18 protein-coding genes are annotated in these 16,690 nt (G+C 71.5%); 16 read left to right on the top strand and 2 right to left on the bottom strand.

What is annotated here, in order from left to right:
• The first annotated feature begins 46 nt into the window (after positions 1 to 46).
• Positions 47 to 874, top strand: a complete 828-nt coding sequence (locus ACGWYJ_RS20265; RefSeq protein ID WP_395107695.1) for a mycofactocin-coupled SDR family oxidoreductase — start codon at positions 47 to 49, stop codon at positions 872 to 874.
• A 19-nt stretch (positions 875 to 893) separates the two neighbouring features.
• Here the strand turns inward: ACGWYJ_RS20265 and ACGWYJ_RS20260 are convergent, their stop codons facing one another.
• Complete coding sequence (locus tag ACGWYJ_RS20260) at positions 894 to 1,427, bottom strand: DinB family protein (RefSeq protein WP_395107694.1); 534 nt, start codon at positions 1,425 to 1,427, stop codon at positions 894 to 896.
• Positions 1,428 to 1,525: 98 nt separating this feature from the next.
• Between ACGWYJ_RS20260 and ACGWYJ_RS20255 the strand changes: the two genes are divergently transcribed.
• The 3 genes from ACGWYJ_RS20255 to ACGWYJ_RS20245 all read left to right on the top strand — a co-directional run bounded on the left by ACGWYJ_RS20255 (position 1,526) and on the right by ACGWYJ_RS20245 (position 4,218).
• Positions 1,526 to 2,524 carry a helix-turn-helix transcriptional regulator gene (locus ACGWYJ_RS20255; protein ID WP_395107693.1) on the top strand — a complete coding sequence of 333 codons (999 nt, stop codon included), beginning with the start codon at positions 1,526 to 1,528 and terminating at the stop codon, positions 2,522 to 2,524.
• A gap of 138 nt (positions 2,525 to 2,662) precedes the next feature.
• Positions 2,663 to 3,283, top strand: a complete 621-nt coding sequence (locus ACGWYJ_RS20250; RefSeq protein ID WP_395107690.1) for a carboxymuconolactone decarboxylase family protein — start codon at positions 2,663 to 2,665, stop codon at positions 3,281 to 3,283.
• Positions 3,280 to 4,218, top strand: a complete 939-nt coding sequence (locus ACGWYJ_RS20245; protein WP_395107688.1) for an alpha/beta hydrolase family protein — start codon at positions 3,280 to 3,282, stop codon at positions 4,216 to 4,218. The genes ACGWYJ_RS20250 and ACGWYJ_RS20245 overlap by 4 nt, the downstream gene beginning before the upstream one ends.
• 10 nt (positions 4,219 to 4,228) lie before the next feature.
• Here the strand turns inward: ACGWYJ_RS20245 and ACGWYJ_RS20240 are convergent, their stop codons facing one another.
• Positions 4,229 to 5,674, bottom strand: coding sequence for a LytTR family transcriptional regulator DNA-binding domain-containing protein (locus ACGWYJ_RS20240; protein WP_395107687.1), 1,446 nt, complete (start codon positions 5,672 to 5,674; stop codon positions 4,229 to 4,231).
• Between the two features lie 173 nt (positions 5,675 to 5,847).
• Between ACGWYJ_RS20240 and ACGWYJ_RS20235 the strand changes: the two genes are divergently transcribed.
• The 12 genes from ACGWYJ_RS20235 (at position 5,848) to ACGWYJ_RS20180 (ending at position 16,510) form a co-directional block, all read left to right on the top strand.
• Positions 5,848 to 7,017, top strand: coding sequence for a glutathione-independent formaldehyde dehydrogenase (locus ACGWYJ_RS20235; RefSeq protein WP_395107686.1), 1,170 nt, complete (start codon positions 5,848 to 5,850; stop codon positions 7,015 to 7,017).
• Between the two features lie 103 nt (positions 7,018 to 7,120).
• Positions 7,121 to 7,585: an MSMEG_3727 family PQQ-associated protein gene (locus ACGWYJ_RS20230; protein WP_395107685.1), complete on the top strand. Its 465-nt coding sequence runs from the start codon at positions 7,121 to 7,123 to the stop codon at positions 7,583 to 7,585.
• 13 nt (positions 7,586 to 7,598) lie between these two features.
• Positions 7,599 to 9,284: a PQQ-dependent dehydrogenase, methanol/ethanol family gene (locus tag ACGWYJ_RS20225; RefSeq protein WP_395107683.1), complete on the top strand. Its 1,686-nt coding sequence runs from the start codon at positions 7,599 to 7,601 to the stop codon at positions 9,282 to 9,284.
• 59 nt (positions 9,285 to 9,343) lie between these two features.
• The gene (gene pqqA, locus ACGWYJ_RS20220; RefSeq protein WP_395107681.1) at positions 9,344 to 9,481 is read left to right on the top strand and encodes a pyrroloquinoline quinone precursor peptide PqqA; all 138 of its coding nucleotides are present in this window, start codon (positions 9,344 to 9,346) and stop codon (positions 9,479 to 9,481) included.
• A 45-nt stretch (positions 9,482 to 9,526) separates the two neighbouring features.
• Complete coding sequence (gene pqqB / locus ACGWYJ_RS20215; RefSeq protein WP_395107772.1) at positions 9,527 to 10,462, top strand: pyrroloquinoline quinone biosynthesis protein PqqB; 936 nt, start codon at positions 9,527 to 9,529, stop codon at positions 10,460 to 10,462.
• Between the two features lie 8 nt (positions 10,463 to 10,470).
• The gene (pqqC, locus tag ACGWYJ_RS20210) at positions 10,471 to 11,163 is read left to right on the top strand and encodes a pyrroloquinoline-quinone synthase PqqC (RefSeq protein WP_395107679.1); all 693 of its coding nucleotides are present in this window, start codon (positions 10,471 to 10,473) and stop codon (positions 11,161 to 11,163) included.
• A complete protein-coding gene (gene pqqD, locus ACGWYJ_RS20205) occupies positions 11,156 to 11,449 on the top strand; it encodes a pyrroloquinoline quinone biosynthesis peptide chaperone PqqD (protein WP_395107678.1) in 294 nt (97 codons plus the stop codon). The genes pqqC and pqqD overlap by 8 nt, the downstream gene beginning before the upstream one ends.
• Positions 11,442 to 12,518, top strand: a complete 1,077-nt coding sequence (gene pqqE, locus ACGWYJ_RS20200) for a pyrroloquinoline quinone biosynthesis protein PqqE (RefSeq protein ID WP_395107676.1) — start codon at positions 11,442 to 11,444, stop codon at positions 12,516 to 12,518. Before pqqD ends, pqqE begins: the two co-directional genes overlap by 8 nt.
• On the top strand, positions 12,515 to 13,621 hold the full coding sequence (locus tag ACGWYJ_RS20195; RefSeq protein WP_395107673.1) for a sodium:calcium antiporter: 1,107 nt from the start codon (positions 12,515 to 12,517) through the stop codon (positions 13,619 to 13,621). The genes pqqE and ACGWYJ_RS20195 overlap by 4 nt, the downstream gene beginning before the upstream one ends.
• A 104-nt stretch (positions 13,622 to 13,725) precedes the next feature.
• On the top strand, positions 13,726 to 14,370 hold the full coding sequence (locus ACGWYJ_RS20190) for a hypothetical protein (RefSeq protein ID WP_395107672.1): 645 nt from the start codon (positions 13,726 to 13,728) through the stop codon (positions 14,368 to 14,370).
• A gap of 66 nt (positions 14,371 to 14,436) precedes the next feature.
• Entirely contained in the window at positions 14,437 to 15,357 is a 921-nt protein-coding gene (locus ACGWYJ_RS20185) for a DUF5996 family protein (protein ID WP_395107670.1), read from the top strand.
• A gap of 46 nt (positions 15,358 to 15,403) precedes the next feature.
• Positions 15,404 to 16,510, top strand: coding sequence for a winged helix DNA-binding domain-containing protein (locus ACGWYJ_RS20180; RefSeq protein ID WP_395107770.1), 1,107 nt, complete (start codon positions 15,404 to 15,406; stop codon positions 16,508 to 16,510).
• Positions 16,511 to 16,690: the final 180 nt, after the last annotated feature.

The raw sequence follows: 16,690 nt of genomic DNA, 5'->3' as shown, positions 1-16,690 counted from the left end.
TAACCTCCGTTCAGGGCGGTTCCGCGGTGAAGGGGAGAAGACGGTCATGGGCAAGCTGGACGGGAAGGTCGCGTTCATCACCGGGGCGGCGCGGGGCCAGGGCCGCAGCCACGCGTTACGGCTCGCGCGGGAGGGCGCCGCCATCATCGCGACCGACACCACGGCGAAGGTCGAGTCCGTCCCCTACCCGCTCGCCACGGCCGAGGACCTGGCGGAGACCGTCCGGCTGGTCGAGGACGCGGGCGGCCGGATCGTGGCCCGCGACGCCGACGTCCGGGACTCGCACGCCCTGGCCGCCGCCGTCAAGGAGGGCGTCGACCTGTTCGGGCGGCTCGACATCGTGCTGGCCAACGCCGGCATCTCCAGCCCGGCGCCGACGCTGCTGATGAGCGACGACACCTGGCAGGACATGATCGACATCAATCTGACCGGGGTGTGGAAGACCCTGAAGGCGTCCGTCCGGCACATCGTCGCCGGCGGGCGCGGCGGCTCGGTCGTCATCACCAGCTCGGTCGCCGCGATCCACGCCCACGAGAACACCGCGCACTACTCGGCCGCCAAGGCCGGGCTGGTCATGCTGATGAAGGTCCTGGCCAAGGAGCTGGCTTCGCACAGCATCAGGGTCAACACCGTCCACCCGACGGCGGTCGCCACGGACATGATCCTGAACGAGGCCACGTTCCGCGTGTTCCGTCCCGACCTGGACGCCCCGACCCGCGCCGACTTCGAGGAGGCGGCCCGTACCCTCAACCGCCTCCCGATCGGCGCCCTGGAGCCGGAGGACGTGTCCGACCTGGTCCTCTTCCTGGTGTCCGACGAGGCGAAGTACATCACCGGGACCACCCAGGTCCTCGACGCCGGCGGAGTCCTCTGACGACCTCGGGGCGGGAGCCTCAGCCCATGGACCTGGCGCCGTCCAGGGACTCGCGGAGGATGTCGGCGTGCCCGGCGTGCTGGGCGGTCTCGGCGATGAGGTGCAGGATGACGCGGCGCGCGGACCAGCGCTCGCCCGGCGGGTTCCACGGGGCGTTCGGCAACGGGTGCGAGCGGTCCAGGTCGGGGAGCCCGGCGATCACCTCGTCGGTGCGGTGCGCGGCCTTCGCGTAGTCCTCCAGGACGCCCGCCAGGGTCTCGCCGGGGAGCATCCGGAACTGGGCGGCGCGGCTCGCCCAGTCCTCCTCGGTCATGGTGTCGAAGTCGTCCTCCGGTGAGGGGCCGTCGACGATGAAGCGGGCCCAGTACTCCTCGACCTTCGCCACGTGCTTGATCAGGCCGCCGAGGCACAGCTCGCTGACGGTGGTGCGGCGGCCGGCCTGTTCGTCGTCCAGGCCGCGGGTGGTGAAGCGCAGGAGATGGCGGTGCTTCTCCAGCGTCGCCAGCAGGTCGGCGCGCTCACCGGTCACGGACGGGGCCTGGGTCGAAGTCATGGAAGGTGCCCTTTCGTTGCAGGTCGGCTCGTTGTCGAGAGCACGCTAAAAGGGATAGCGGTCAGTTTCCGGCCTCAATGTGCGGCAGACTTCGGCGCATGGCGAGCACGGGCACACGGACCTTGCGGCTGCTGGCGTTGCTGCAGAAGCGGCGCTACTGGCCGGGCCCCGAACTGGCCGAACGGCTCGGGGTCTCGCAGCGCACCCTGCGCCGGGACATCGACCGGCTGCGCGAGCTGGGGTATCCCGTGCGGGCACGGCGTGGCGTGGAGGGCGGCTACGAGCTGGCGGCGGGGGCGGCGCTGCCGCCGCTGCTGGTGGACGACGACGAGGCGGTGGCCCTGGCCGTCGGGTTGCAGACGGCCGCGCAGGGCACGGTCGGGGGACTCGAAGACGCCTCGGTGCGGGCGCTGGCGAAGGTGGTGCAGGTGATGCCGTCCCGGCTGCGCCGCAGGGTGGAGGCGCTGGCCGCGATGACCGTCCCGGCCGCCTGGGACGCGGGGGCGCCGATGAACGTGGATCCGTCCGTCCTCACCGGCGTGGCGCTCGCCTGCCGGGACTCCGAACGGCTCCGCTTCTCCTACACCGCCGCGGACGGTCACGAGACCGAGCGGGAGGTCGAACCGCATCGTGTGGTGTCCCTCGGGCGCCGCTGGTATCTGGTCTGCTACGACCTGGACCGGCACGACTGGCGCAGCTTCCGGCTCGACCGGCTCTCGTCGCCGCGCGGCACCGGCGCCCGGTTCCGGCCGCGTGAGCCGCCCGCGCCGGACGCCGCCGCGTTCGTCCGCGCCCGCATCGAGGACCTGTGGTCGGTTCACGATGTCGAGGTGCTGGTGGACGCGCCCGCCGAGACGGTGAGCGCGCGGATCGGGCGGTGGGCCACGGTGGAGGAGGCCGGCGCCGGGCGCTGCCGCGTGCGGCTGGCCACCGACTCGCTGGACTGGGTCGCCTTCGCTCTCGGCGTGGTCGGCGCCGGCTTCCAGGTGGTGTCCCCGCCCGAGCTGCTCGACCACGTCCATGACTGGGGGCGCCGCTTCACCGCCGCCACGCGGGTCACGCCGGCCACGCGGGACGCGCGCGGCACGGACCCCTGATCCCGGGAAGATGGATCCATTTTGAGAGTTGCTCGCCGTAAGTCGGCCAAAATTGCTGCTGGACGAGTGCGTTCCGGCGGTTCATAGTGAGTATCGGATCCATTGAGGGCACTGGACGAGCTCCAGAAGAGGTGAGTCATGCCACGGATCGGATACGTCCCGCTGGAGGCGATGGACGAGCGGATGCGGGAGGAGATGCGCCGGTGCGCGCGTGAGGGCACGCCGCGTCCGGAGAGCTCCGCCGTCCGGGCGCACGCGCCCAACGCGTTCTGGGCGTTCACGGACTCATGGGAGGCGATCTTCCGCAAGGGGGTGGTGGACCACGCCATCAAGGAGCTCTGCCGCGTCTACGTCTCCCGCACGGTCAAGTGCGAGTTCTGCGGCAACCAGCGCTCGATCCAGGCCAGCACCCAGGGTCTTCTGGAGCAGCAGTACGACGAGCTCCTCAACTTCGAGTCGTCCGACCGCTACGACGAGCGGCAGAAGGCCGCGCTCGCCTACACCGAGGCGATCGCGTGGCGGCTCGACGTCGACGACGAGTTCTGGGAGCGCATGCACCGGCACTTCACCGAGCCGGAACTGGTGGAGCTCGGCTGCTTCGTGGCGCTGACCTTCGGCCAGCAGAGCTGGCTGCGCCTCCTGGACATCGACCACCACCAGTACCTGGCGGGGACCGACGCGTCGCTGGCACCCGGCTTCCGCACCCCCGAGGAGCAGGAGAAGACCAAGAGCAGCCCGGACTACTGGGCGAGGTCGTGACCGCCATCGACCTTCCGGACGGGCCGGCGCACTGGCCGGTGGGCCGGCCCGCCGCCGTCGAGCGGGTCGAGGGCTCCGCCGTTCCGGTGCGGTACTACCTCGCCGAGACGCTCGACGGCCTCTACACCCCGTACGCTCTCCGGACGCCGCCCGGCCCCGGCCCGCATCCCTTCGTGTTCCTCGCGTACGGGAACGGCGGGGGCGGGCTGGAGTGGCTGCGTGACCGCGTCCACAACTACGCGTACATCACCGAAAGGCTGCTGGAGGCGGGGTACGCGTGCGCCTGGGCCCGGTACCGCGCCGAGGTCGAGCTGGGCTATCACCGGGGCGGCCCGCTCGTCCGCGACCGCCGCCAGGGCATGGACCTGTTCAACCGCTCGCCGCTGGAGTTCGAGGACGAGCTGGCGATCCTCCAGCACGTCCGCGCCCTGCCGGACATCGACGCGGCCCGGATCGCCCATGTCGGCGTCAGCCACGCGGGGGAGATGCTGTTCAAGCTCGCGTCCGCCTTCCCGGACGCCGTCGTGTGCGGGGTCGCCTGCGAACCCGCCAACCACGAGTTCCTCGACCTGAGCACCGACCACACCGTGACCGTCAACCCCGACACCGCGATGCGCGACATCGAGGAGATGCAGATGCGGTCCCCGGCCGCCGTGCGCAAGCGCGTCAACGAGCGGCTGGCCCTGGAGCGCATCGCGCCCATCACGATCCCCATCCTCGTGATGGGCCGGGACGACGACCACCTGCAAGGCATCTTCCGGGTCAGCTACGACCTGCTGGCCGAGTCGGGCAAACCCGCCGAGTGGGTCTCCTGGGACCACGACCTGCACGGCTACATCTTCCCGCACGGCACGTCGGTGGACCCGGTGCAGGAACGCGCGATCACGGGGGTCATCGACTTCCTCGGCCGCCACCTCCAAGAGGGCGACGCATAAGGGCACTACCTCACAGGCCCAGCGCCTGGCGGAGGTAGGGCGCGTGGCGGCGCGCCACGGGGACGGTCTCGTGGGCGCGGGAGTCCGTGCAGAGGAGAAGCGTGCCCTTGAAGCCGCGCTCGATCTCCCGTATCCGTCCCAGGTTGACCAGGAAGCGGCGGTGGACGCGCAGGAAGCCCTTGTCCTCCAGTTGCCGTTCGAGCCGGTCGAGGCCGCGGGTGGCGGAGAGCAGCCTGCCCTGGTCGCTGGTCAGCCAGACGTTGTTGTGGTCGGCCTCGGCGTAGCGGATCTCGCGCGGGTCGAGCAGGACCCACCGGTCGTCCCGGAGCGCCACCACCCGGGCGGGGAACGAGCGGGGCGGAGGCGGCGGTGAGCCGAGCAGGGGGTCGCCGGACGAGCCTCCGAAGGGCGGCTGGTCGCCGGGGGACCCGAACGCCATCAGCAGCCCGATCACCCGGGTCGCGGCGAAGACGGGGCGGACGGCCACCGAGATCGGAGTGCCGAGGAAGGGCACGAAGACCTGGGTGACGCCCGTCCAGTGCGGGTCCTGGCGGGCGCGCTCGACGGCGCGGCGGGCCAGCCGGGGCAGCGTGGGGAGCTGGGGCGTCCAGCGGTGCGCGGGCGCGTAGGCGGGGGTGTCGGCGGGCGTGCCCAGCAGGACCGCGGCCTCGCTGTTGGCGAGCACGACCTTCCCGGCGGGATCGACCGCGGTGAGGGGCGTGCCGGGCGGGACGCGGGCGTCGGTGATGGAGGCGGCCAGCATCGCGCCGCTGTCGTAGGCGCGCTGCCGCAGCTTGGCCTCGGTGGCGGCGGCGACCTTGCGCAGCCAGGGCAGGACGTCGTCCGACAGCGGGGTCTTCCAGCAGGAGATGTTGAGGACGGCGAGCGGGTCCTGGGTCACGACGTCCCGGACGGCGACGCCCGCGCACACCCACGGGTGGAAGCCGCGGCACCAGTGCTCGGGGCCGCGCACCATGATCGGGCGGTGGCTCTCCAGGGCGGTGCCCATGCCGTTGGTGCCGGTCGCCCACTCCGACCAGGTGGACCAGGGCGCCAGGTTGCTGTCGGCGGCCAGGTGCAGGATCCGCCGGCTGCCCCAGGAGGCGAGGATGCGCCCGTCGGGGTCGGCCACGGTGACGATGCCGTCCAGTCCGTCCACCTCGGTGGCGGCGGTGGTGGCCAGGCCGCCGAGCTCGGCGAACACCACGTCGTTGTCGATGGTGTGGGAGCTGTCCTCGGACGCGGCGGGCGCCTTCTCCAGGCCGGGATCGACCTCGTACTCCTCCCGGCACCGGTACCAGGACATCAGGATCTCCGGCCGGACGCCCTGGACGCTGTCGTCACCGGCGGCGAACCGTTCCCAGGCCGCCGTGGTGATCTTGAGATTGTCGCCCGCGAGGGCGATCCCGCTCGTTGCGGTGGAGCCGCCGTTCGTTGGGTCTGTCGCGCCGTTCATCCCAGCTCCCTTGGGTGGTGGAGAGGTCTGTCCGAGGATCGTGATCATTCGGACGGACCGACCACGTGACGCGGGGCCGCCGTGCACACCGGTTCAGGCCCAGGCTAGCTCCCACGTAACGGCCCTCCAAGGGCGAAAAAGGTACGGAAGCGAAGAAAAGGGGTGTTGCGGGCATGCGTGCCGTGGTGTACCGGAAGCCCTTCGAAGTGGCCGTCGAAGAGGTGCCCGACCCCCGGATCGAGCAGCCCAACGACGTGATCGTCCGGATCACCTCGGCCTGCATCTGCGGGTCGGACCTGCACATGTACGAGGGGCGGACCGCCGCGGAGCCGGGACTGGTGCTCGGCCACGAGAACCTCGGCGTCATCGACGAGGTGGGCAGCGGCGTCACCACCCTGGAACGGGGCGACCGGGTGGTGATGCCGTTCAACGTGGCCTGCGGCTTCTGCAAGAACTGCCTCGCCGGGTTCACCGGCTTCTGCCTCACCGTCAACCCGTCGGGCTTCGCCGGCGGCGCCTACGGCTACGTCGCGATGGGCCCGTACCCCGGCGGGCAGGCCGAGTACCTGCGCGTCCCGTTCGCCGACTTCAACTGCCTGAAGCTGCCGCCCGGCACCGACCACGAGACCGACTACGCGCTGCTCGCCGACATCTTCCCCACCGGCTACCACGGCTGCGAGCTGGCTGGCGTGTCGCCGGGCGAGACGGTGGCGGTGTACGGGGCGGGACCGGTGGGGCTGATGGCCGCCTACTCGGCGCTGCTGCGCGGCGCGTCCCGCGTCTTCGTGGTCGACCGCGTCCCGGAACGGCTCGCCAAGGCGCGCGGGATCGGCGCGATCCCCGTCGACTTCTCCGCGGGGGACCCCGTCGAGCAGATCAGGGACCAGACCGGCGGCGAGGGCACCGACAAGGGCATCGACGCCGTCGGCTACCAGGCCCTCGTCGGCGGGGAGGACGGCCAGGCCCGGGAGGACCCCGCAGCCGTGCTGAACCAGCTCGTCGACACCGTCCGCGCGACCGGCGCGCTGGGCGTGCCCGGCCTGTACGTGCCGTCCGACCCGGGCGGGGTGGACGAGGCCGCCAAGCGGGGCGTGCTGGCCGTCGCGGTCGGGCGGCTGTTCGAGAAGGGCCTGCGCGTCGGCACCGGGCAGGCGAACGTCAAGCGTTACAACCGGCGGCTCCGCGACCTCATCAGCGAGGGCCGGGCGGCCCCCGGCTTCGTGGTCTCCCACCAACTCCCTCTCCAGGAGGCGCCCATCGCGTACCAGAAATTCGACCAGCGGGTGGAGGGCTACACCAAGGTCATCCTCAAGCCCGACAGCGGCCTGGGACCCGGCCTCTGACGGCGCCCGCGACCGACCCCGCGACCGATGACGACGTGTGTTACCGGCCACGTGCGTGGCCATGGACGGCGAGCTGAAGCAGCTTCGACTGGGAGGTGAAGTGATGGCGACCCCCACGGACGAGCGATCCGCGCTGGTGAGCGAGATCGGGCTGGACAGGCAGAACGGGGCCGCGCTGGGCCGGGTGCTGGCCACCGGCAACATCGGCAAGGCCGAGGAGGGCCCCGACGGCCGGATGAAGGCCACCATCCGGATCAGGGAGGACCAGCTGGTCTACGACCCCTCGGTGCTCGTCATCCCCCATGGGGGCGACCTCGACATCGAGATCTACAACGACGACAAGAACACCCATTGCGCGCTCTTCCCGAGCAATGGCGACCATCAGTTCATCTGGCTGGTGAACCATTCGCGCGGCACGGCGAGCCTGAAGCTCGACGGCCCCGGCTACTACTGGTACGGCTCGCCCACCGGCAACGACGAGGGACGCGGCCTCACCGGCGCCATCGTCGTGATGGGCGAGGTCCCCGACGACGCCAAACTCGACCGGCCGGCCCAGCCACGACCGTAGAAAGGAGCAGTTGATGGCGGAATATGTGGACGCGGGGAAGGCCGTCGACTGGTCGTCCCTGAGCGGGGTGGTCGGGAGCGCGCCGCCGGCCGTGACCAACGTCGGCTACGAGCGTCTGCTGCACGCGCGCTCGGAGCCGCAGAACTGGCTCACCTACTTCGGCGCCTACGACGGGAAGCGGTACTCGCCGCTGGAGCAGATCAACGTCGACAACGTGCGGCGCCTCACCCCCGCCTGGGTGTTCCAGTGCGGGTCCGCCGGGTTGCAGGCGGGTGGGTCGACGTACGCGTTCGAGGCGTCCCCGATCGTGGTGGACGGCGTCATGTACGTCACCGGCTGGGACGGCTACTGCTGGGCCCTGGACGCGGTGACCGGCAAGGAGCTGTGGCGGTACAAGCACGCCACGCCGTTCGACACCTCCCTGTGCTGCGGCAACGTCAACCGCGGCGTCGCGGTGGCGCACGGCAAGGTCTACATGGTCACGCCGAACGCGCATGTCATCGCGCTCGACGCGGAGACGGGCAAGGTCGTGTGGGACCGCACCAACGGCGACGTGCGGGCCGGCGAGAGCGCCACGCTGGCCCCCCTGGTCGTCAAGGACATGGTCATCGTCGGCAGCGCGGGCGGCGAGTTCGGTGTGCGCGGGCATCTCGACGCGTTCGACCTGGAGACGGGCGAGCGCCGGTGGCGCACGTACACGATCCCGGAGCCGGGCGAGCCCGGCTCCGAGACCTGGCCGGCCGACGGCGAGCAGTGGGCGCGGGGCGGCGGCAACCCGTGGATCACGCCCACCTACGACCCGGAGCTCAACCTGCTGTACACCGGGACCGGCAACCCCGCGCCCGACTTCGACGGCGACGTGCGGCCGGGCGACAACCTCTACACCGACAGCTGCATCGCGGTGAACCCCGACAACGGGGAACTGGTCTGGCACTACCAGCACAATCCGCACGACCTGTGGGACTACGACAGCATTTCGGAGAACACCCTCTTCGAAATGGACGGCCGCAAATTCCTGGGGCATTTTAATAAGAACGGTTACGCCTACATTCTCGACCGCACCAACGGCGCGGTGGAAAGGGTGTTCCCGTTCGTCGACCGGATCGACTGGGGGACGGTGGACTCCAAGGGGCAGATCGAGGTCCACAAGTACCCCGACGAGGAAGGCGTGCCGGTCCACTTCTACCCCGGGCCGGGCGGCGGCAAGGAGTGGACGCACAACGCCTACAGCCCGCGGACGGGGCTCTTCTACGTCCCTGTGCAGGACGTCGGCGCGACCGCGACGCGGCGGCGCAGGGAGTTCAAGGAGGGGATCCCGTACTGGGGCGCGGGCGTCGCCGTGGACACCGAGGGCATGGCGGGTTCGATCAGCGCCTTCGACCCGGCCACCGGCCGGGAGGTGTGGCGCTGGCGCAACGAGGTGCCGATGTGCGCGTCGGTGCTGGCCACGGCGGGCGACCTGGTGTTCGCGGGCGAGCCCACCGGGGAGTTCAACGCGCTGAACGCCCGTACCGGCGAGCTGCTGTGGCAGTTCCAGTGCGGCAGCGGCCACCACGGCAGCCCGTCCACCTACAGCGTGGGCGGACGGCAGTACATCGCGGTGCCGAGCGGCTGGGGCGGCTGGATCGAGGGCTTCGCGCCCGGCATGCTCGCCGGGACCCACGGCGCCGCGCTCTTCGCGTTCGCCCTGCCCGACTAGCGACGCCCGCACACCCACGCCCGAACGGCCCCGAGACAACGAGGGAGGAGGTGAAAGGCATGGTGAAAGGTATGGAGCGCGAGAGCGTCGCCCCCCGGCCCGACCTGTCCGAGTGGGAGACCCCCGCCTTCGAAGAGGTCGGTGTCTCCGCCGAGGTGACCGCGTACTTCGGCGTGTTGGACTTCGATGACGACTAGCCGGCCCCCTGGCGGTCCAGGCGCGGCGGGAGGCGTCCGGCGGTGATGCCGGGCGCCGCCCGCCCGGTGCGCGGAGAGGTGATCGAGTTGTGGGTGCGCGTGCTCGGATCGGCGGCCGGCGGGGGATTCCCGCAGTGGAACTGCGCCTGCCCGCCGTGCGCCGCGGTACGGACCGGCTCCAGGCCCGCACGGCCCCGTACCCAGTCGTCCATCGCGGTGAGCCCCGACCACCGGCGGTGGTTCCTTCTCAACGCCTCACCCGATGTGCACGCCCAGATCGAACGCTCCCCGGCCTTGCGGCCGTCCGCTGGACGGGCCGTCCCGCTGGAGGCGGTGCTGCTGACCGACGCGGAGCTGGACCACACGCTGGGACTGCTCCTGCTGCGAGAGGGACGCGGGCTCCGGCTCCATTGCACCGAGGCCGTGTACGAGGCCCTGCACGACGTGAACTCGCTGCTCCGGACGCTGGAGACCTATTGCCCGGTCACCTGGCATCCGGTCGTGCCGGGTGACGATGTCGCGCTGTGCGACGGGCTGTCGTACCGGGCCTTCGACGTGCCGACGACGAAGCGGGCGCGGTTCGGCCCCGATGACGCGCCCGGACGGGTGGTCGGCTACCGGCTGAGCGGCGAGGACGGCCGGTCGGTGGTCTACCTGCCGGGCGTCCAGGAGCTGACGCCCGGGGTGCTGGAGGCGGTGGACGGCTGCGACTGCCTGCTCGTCGACGGGACCTGCTGGAGCGACGACGAGCTGATCCGGCTCGGCCTGGCCGCCAGGACGTCACGGGACATGGGGCACATGCCCATCGGCGGGCCGGACGGCAGCCTCGCCCGGCTGTCCTCGCCGCCCGCCGCCCGGCGCACCCTCTATCTCCACATCAACAACACCAACCCGATCCTGATCGAGGACTCGCCCGAACGGCGGGCCGTCGAGAGCCACGGCATGGAGGTGGCCGTGGACGGGATGGAACTGCGGATCTGAGAGCAGCCATGGTGGTAACAACGTCGAACGACGGCTTCGTGGGCGCCCTGCGCGCGCAATCCCGGCGCTACCACGACCGGCATCCCTTCCACCGCAAGATGAACGAGGGCGCGCTGAGCCGCCGCCAGATCCAGGGCTGGGCGGCCAACCGCTTCTACTACCAGCTGAACCTGCCCCGCAAGGACGCCGCGATCATCGCCAACTGTCCCGACCGCGACGTCCGCCGCCGCTGGATCCAGCGCGTCCTGGACCACGACGGGACGGCGGACGGCGAGGGCGGGATCGAGGCGTGGCTGCGGCTCGGCGAGGCCCTCGGCCTGGACCGGGACGAGCTGCTGGACGAGCGGCACGTCGTCCCCGGCGTCCGGTTCGCCGTCGACGCCTACGTGACCTTCGCCCGTACCCGGCCGTGGGTCGAGGCGGTGGCGTCCTCGCTCACCGAACTGTTCGCCCCGGGCCTGATGGCCGAACGGCTGGCCGCCTTCGAACGCCATTACCCATGGATCGACCGCGCGGGCCTCGCCTATTTCCGGGCCCGCCTCACCCAGGCCCCCCGGGATTCGGAGCACGCCATGGAGGTGGTGACGAAGTACTGCCGGACACCGGCCGAGCAGTCGGCAGCGGTGGCGGCGCTCGCGTTCAAATGCGACGTCCTGTGGAGCATGCTCGACGCCACCGAACGGGCCTATCCGGATGGTTAGCGTGCGCGCCGTCGGCGACACCGACCGTCCCCGCCTCGCGCCCCACGTGCGGCTGGAGTTCGACCCGGCGCGCGGACGCCACCTGCTGCTGTCCCCGGAGGCGGTCACCGTCCTGAACGCGACGGGCGCGGCGATCCTCGGCCTGTGCGACGGGCGCCGCACCGTCGCCGGGATCGTGGCCGAGCTGCGCGGACGCTACCAGGTGGTGATCGACGGGGAGGTGCGGGAGTTCCTCGCCCGGCTGGTCGCCGCGCGCCGGCTGGAGATCGGGGACGGGGATGGATAGGCCGTTCGGTCTGCTGGCGGAGCTCACCTACGACTGCCCGCTGCGCTGCTCGTACTGCTCCAACCCGCTCGACCTGGGCGCCTACCGGGACGAGCTGGCGACCGGCGAGTGGCGGAGGGTCCTGGCCGAGGCCCGGGACCTGGGCGTCCTGCACCTGCACCTGTCCGGCGGCGAGCCGCTGCGGCGCCGCGACCTGGTGGACCTCGTCCGGGAGGCGCGGGACCTGGGCCTCTACACCAACCTCATCACCAGCGCGCTCGGCCTGTCGCTCCGGCGGGCCGAGGAGCTGCGGGCCGCGGGGCTCGACCACGTCCAGATCAGCGTCCAGGCCGACCGCCCGGAACCGTCGGACCGGCTCGCGGGCCTGCCGTCCTTCCACCGCAAGCTCGCGGCGGCGCGCCTGGTGAAGAAGCTGGGCTGGCCGCTGACGCTGAACGTCGTCCTGCACCGGCACAACATCGACCGGATCGACCGCGTCCTCGACCTGGCCGAGGAACTGGGCGCCGACCGCATCGAACTGGCCAACACGCAGTACTACGGCTGGGCCTGGCGGAACCGGGACGCCCTTCTGCCGAGCGCCTCCCAGCTCGAACGCGCCGAGACCGTCGTGCGCGCGGCCCGCCGACGCCTGAAGGGACGGATGGAGGTCATCTACGTCCTCCCCGACTACTACACCCGCTACCCCAAGCCCTGCATGGGCGGATGGGGCAGACGGCAGCTCACCGTCATCCCCAACGGCGACGTCCTGCCGTGCCCGGCCGCGCACACCCTGCCGCTTCCCCGCGCGAACGTCCGCGAGCACGGCCTGGCGTGGATCTGGGAGCGGTCACCGATGTTCCGGCGGTTCCGCGGGACGGACTGGATGCCGGAGCCCTGCCGGAGCTGCGACCGCCGCGAGCTGGACTTCGGTGGCTGCCGCTGCCAGGCGTACCAGCTCACCGGCGACGCGTCCCGCACCGACCCCGCCTGCCACCTGTCTCCGGACCACGCGATCGTGGAGGACGCGGTGAACAACGCCGACCGCCCCCTGCCGCCCCTTGAGCTCCTGCCCCGGGAGGTGCCGCGATGACCTCGATCCTCGTCTTCGCCGCGGGCGCGGTGCTGCTGATCTACAGCGCCGAGAAGCTGATCGGCTACCTCGTGGGCGTCGCGAGCGGGCTCAAGGTCTCCATCTTCCTGCTCGCCATCGTCTTCACCGGCATCGAGTTCGACGACGTGTTCCTCGGCGTCGCGCTGAACCTGGAGGAGGTCGAGGACGTCGCGCTGGGCATCGTGCTCGGCACCGCCATCTCGATGACCGGGGTCGTGCTGGCGCTCGCCGCGATCCTCACCCCCACCAAGGTGACCATCCCGCGCGACTACCTGCTCGTCTTCGCCCTCGCCCCGCTCCTGATGATCGTGTTCGTGGTGCTGGAGCCCCTGGGCGTGGCCGAAGGGCTGGCGTTGCTCGGGCTGTTCGGGGCCTTCCTCGCCTACGTCGCGGTCCGCGAGTCCGGAGGGGACAGGCCCATCTTCCGCGACGCGGAACTGTACGAGGCGTACGTCGCCGTCCGCGCGTCCCGGGAAGGGCCCCGCGACGGCGGGACGGCCACCCTCACCGGCACGCGCCCGGCGACGGCCGATCCCGGGCGGACACCACCGGAGACCCATCCGGGACGCCATTTCTCCGAGGCCGCCCCGTTCGCCGAGGCGCGCAGGCACTCGGGGTGGGCGGGCCTGTGCCTGGCGGTCCTGGCCCTGGCGGGCCTGATCGCCGGCGCCGCGATCACGGGCATGGGAACCGAGGGCATCCTGGAGACCTACGGGCTGGAGGGCACCCTCTTCGGCGCGACGATCGCCACGGTCGTCCTCACCGTCGAGGACGTCTTCCTCACCGTGGAACCCGCCCGCAAAGGCGCCCCGGAGATCGGCGTCGGGAACGTCATCGGAAGCGTGGTGTTCTCCGTCACCGGCAAACTCGGAGTGATCGTGCTGGCGGGCGGCCTGGTGATAGCGCCCGACGTCCTCACCTGGCACCTGCCCGCCCTGGTCGTCCTCACCGGTTTCGCGGCGTACGTGCTGCACACGGGCGAGCTGAAACGGTGGCACGGCTTCGTGCTGCTGGCCTTCTACATCGCCTACTGGATCGTCAGCTTCACGGCCTTCGGAACCGCGCCCGTCGAGGTGGACTGACCCCATGGGGAAGATGCGGGATCCGAGAACGGCGCTCTAGGATCGGAGCGGCGATTCGCGCCCCCGCCGGCTGCGGGCGCCCGTTCTCACCGCAGGGATGTGCCATGGCCAATCCTCCGTCACCCGGGTCGCCCTTCGACACGCCGCCGCCCGGGTACGGGCCGCCGCCGCCCGTCAAGGGGCCCGCGCCGGTGACGCTTCCGCCCAGGAATCCGGTGATCACCGCGCTGGTCGCGGCGGCGATACTGGTGCTCCTGATCGCGGGCGCCACGGTGGTCGGTTTCCAGTTGCTCCGGGACGGCGGCGATCCCGGGACCGACCCGGTCGACCTGCGCCAGCCCCTGCTCGTCCAGCAGGTGGCGCGGGTCCAGCCCCCGCCGTGCCCGGCCGGGACGCTGCGGGAGACCGCGGGCACCGAGTGCTTCACGCTGGAACCCGGCGGAATGACGGTGCGGCGCCTTGAGGAGATCCGGCTCGTCCCGCCCGGACCCCAGGGACCCGATTGGGCCATCGCCCTCACGCTGACGCGGGCCGACGCCGCGATCTTCGGCAAACTGACGACACGCGCCATGACCGCGGACAGCGGCACCGCGGCGAACCGGATCGCCATGGTCGTCGGCGACGTGGTCGTGTCGGCCCCGGTGGTCACCGGCGCCATCACGGGCGGTCAGGTGCAGATCTCCGGGCGGTTCGACCGGCCCGCCGCCGAACGCCTGATCGAGCGGCTGACGGGCCGCTCGCCGTCCTGACCGCCGGCCCGTTTCACGCTTCCGTCCTCGGGGACCACGCAGTGTAGTCACCGCAGGGGGGATGCCGTGGGCGAGGACAAGGCGTGGCCCAGGTTGCGTGTCGAGGACTGGGCGGAGAGCCGGGACACGCTGCACATGTGGACCCAGATCGTCGGGAAGGTCAGGCTGCTGCACACGCCTCCGGTGAACCACTGGTGGCACGTCGCGCTGTACGTCACGCCGCGCGGCCTGACCACCTCGTCGATCCCCTACCGGGGCGGGGCGTTCGACATCGAGTTCGACTTCGTCTCCCACCGCCTCGTCATCCGCGACAGCGGCGGCGCCGTCGAGGGCTTCGCGCTGGAGCCCATGGCCGTCGCCGACTTCTACGACCGGACGATGGGCGCCCTGGACGCGCTCGGCGTCAAGGCGCCCATCCACGCCAGGCCGAACGAGGTGGAACCGGCCATCCCCTTCCCCGAGGACCACCGGCACGCCTCCTACGACGGCCATGCGGTACGGCTGTTCTGGCGCCAGTTGCTCCAGGCGTCCCGGGTCATGGGCGAGTTCAGGTCACGCTTCATCGGCAAGGTCAGCCCCGTCCATCTCTTCTGGGGCGCCATGGACCTCGCCTGCACCCGGTTCTCCGGACGGCCCGCGCCCGAGTACTCCGGTGAGATCCCCAACTGTCCCCGCAAGGTGATGGTCCAGGGTTACTCCCACGAGCTCAGTAGCTGCGGATTCTGGGCGGGAGGCGGCGACGAGGGCGCCTTCTACTCCTACGCCTACCCCGAACCCGAAGGCTTCTCCGACCGCCCCGTCGGCCCGTTCGACGCCTTCTACAACGATGAGCTCGGGCAGTTCCTGCTTCCGTACGAGGCCGTGCGCACCGCGTCCGACCCCGAGGGAACGCTGCTGGAGTTCCTTCAGAGCACCTACGAGGCGGCGGCCGACCTCGGCGGCTGGGACCGCGACGCCCTGGAGGGCGATCCCGGCCGCATGGGCTAGGCGAAGCGGCGGGCCGGCGCGCCCTCCCACGCTAGCCTGACCGGCTATGGCGCTCATGACGAGGCGCGAGCTGAACCGGGCGACGCTCGCCAGGCAATTATTGCTCGCCCGTTCCGACCTCCCGATCGTCCAGGCCGTCGAGCATCTGGCCGGGCTTCAGGCCCAGACCCCGCACTCCTGGTACGCCGGCCTCGCGGCCCGCCTGGCGGACGTGCGCCCGGAACAGATCTCCGCGCTGCTGGAAGGGCGGGAGCTGGTGCGGATCGCGCTGATGCGCGGGACCATCCATCTCGTCAGCGCCCGCGACTGCCTGTGGATGCGGCCGCTGATCCAGCCGGTCATGGACCGGACGCTCTTCTCCAACCACACCCACGGCAAGCCGATCGAGGGCCTGGACACCGACGAGGTGGTGGCCGTCGCCCGTCCGCTGCTGGAGGAGGCGCCCCGGACGTCCAACGACCTCGGCGCGCTGCTGGCCGAGCACGGCGAGAGCGCCGGATGGGGCGACCGTCCGCCCGCGTCCCTCGCCTACATCGCCCGCAACATGATGGCGCTGGTACAGGTGCCGCCGCGCGGGCTCTGGGGCAGGAGCGGACCGATCGCGCACACCACGGCCGAGTCCTGGCTCGGCGAGCCCCTGGCGGCGGACGCCTCCCTGGACGACCTGGTGCTGCGTTACCTGGCCGCGTTCGGGCCCGCCACCGTCAAGGACGTGCAGACCTGGGCGGGCCTCACCCGGCTCGGCGAGGTCGTGGACAGGCTCCGCCCCCGCCTGGTCACCTTCACCGGAGAGGACGGCCGGGAGCTGTTCGACCTGCCGGACGCGCCGCGCCCCGGCGCGGACGTGCCAGCCCCGCCCCGGCTGCTGTACGACTTCGACAACCTCCTCCTCTCGCACGCCGACCGCACCCGGGTGATCACCGAGGAGCATCGGGCGCAGGACTACACCACCCGCCGCCCGGTTCCCGGCTGGGTGCTGGTGGACGGCTTCACCGGCGGCGAGTGGGCGATCGAGAGCGACCGCGACTCGGCCGTCCTGACGATCCGTACGTTCGCCCCGCCCGCGGACGGCCTCCACGAGGAAGGCGAACGCCTCCTCGCGTTCACCCACGCCGGCATCGCCCACCGCGAAGTGCGCGTGGAACGGCTCTGAACCGTCATCGGGTCCCGACGACCTCACCGGCGGTGCCCTCGGTGACCTCGGACGGAGGCGCGGGGGTCCGGCGGGGGAGCAGGACGCAGGCCAGCAGGGCGGCGGCGAACAGGGCCAGGCCGATGAGCAGGGCGGTCTGCGTGGCGCCGACGAAGTCGCCCCGGGGGTCAGACGGCCGAA

Origin of the sequence: Actinomadura sp. SCN-SB (assembly GCF_043906805.1) — a bacterium.
Classification (GTDB): Bacteria; Actinomycetota; Actinomycetes; order Streptosporangiales; family Streptosporangiaceae; genus Spirillospora.
Note: the sequence above shows the minus strand (reverse complement) of the source record. Positions and strands in the feature narration are given on the sequence as shown.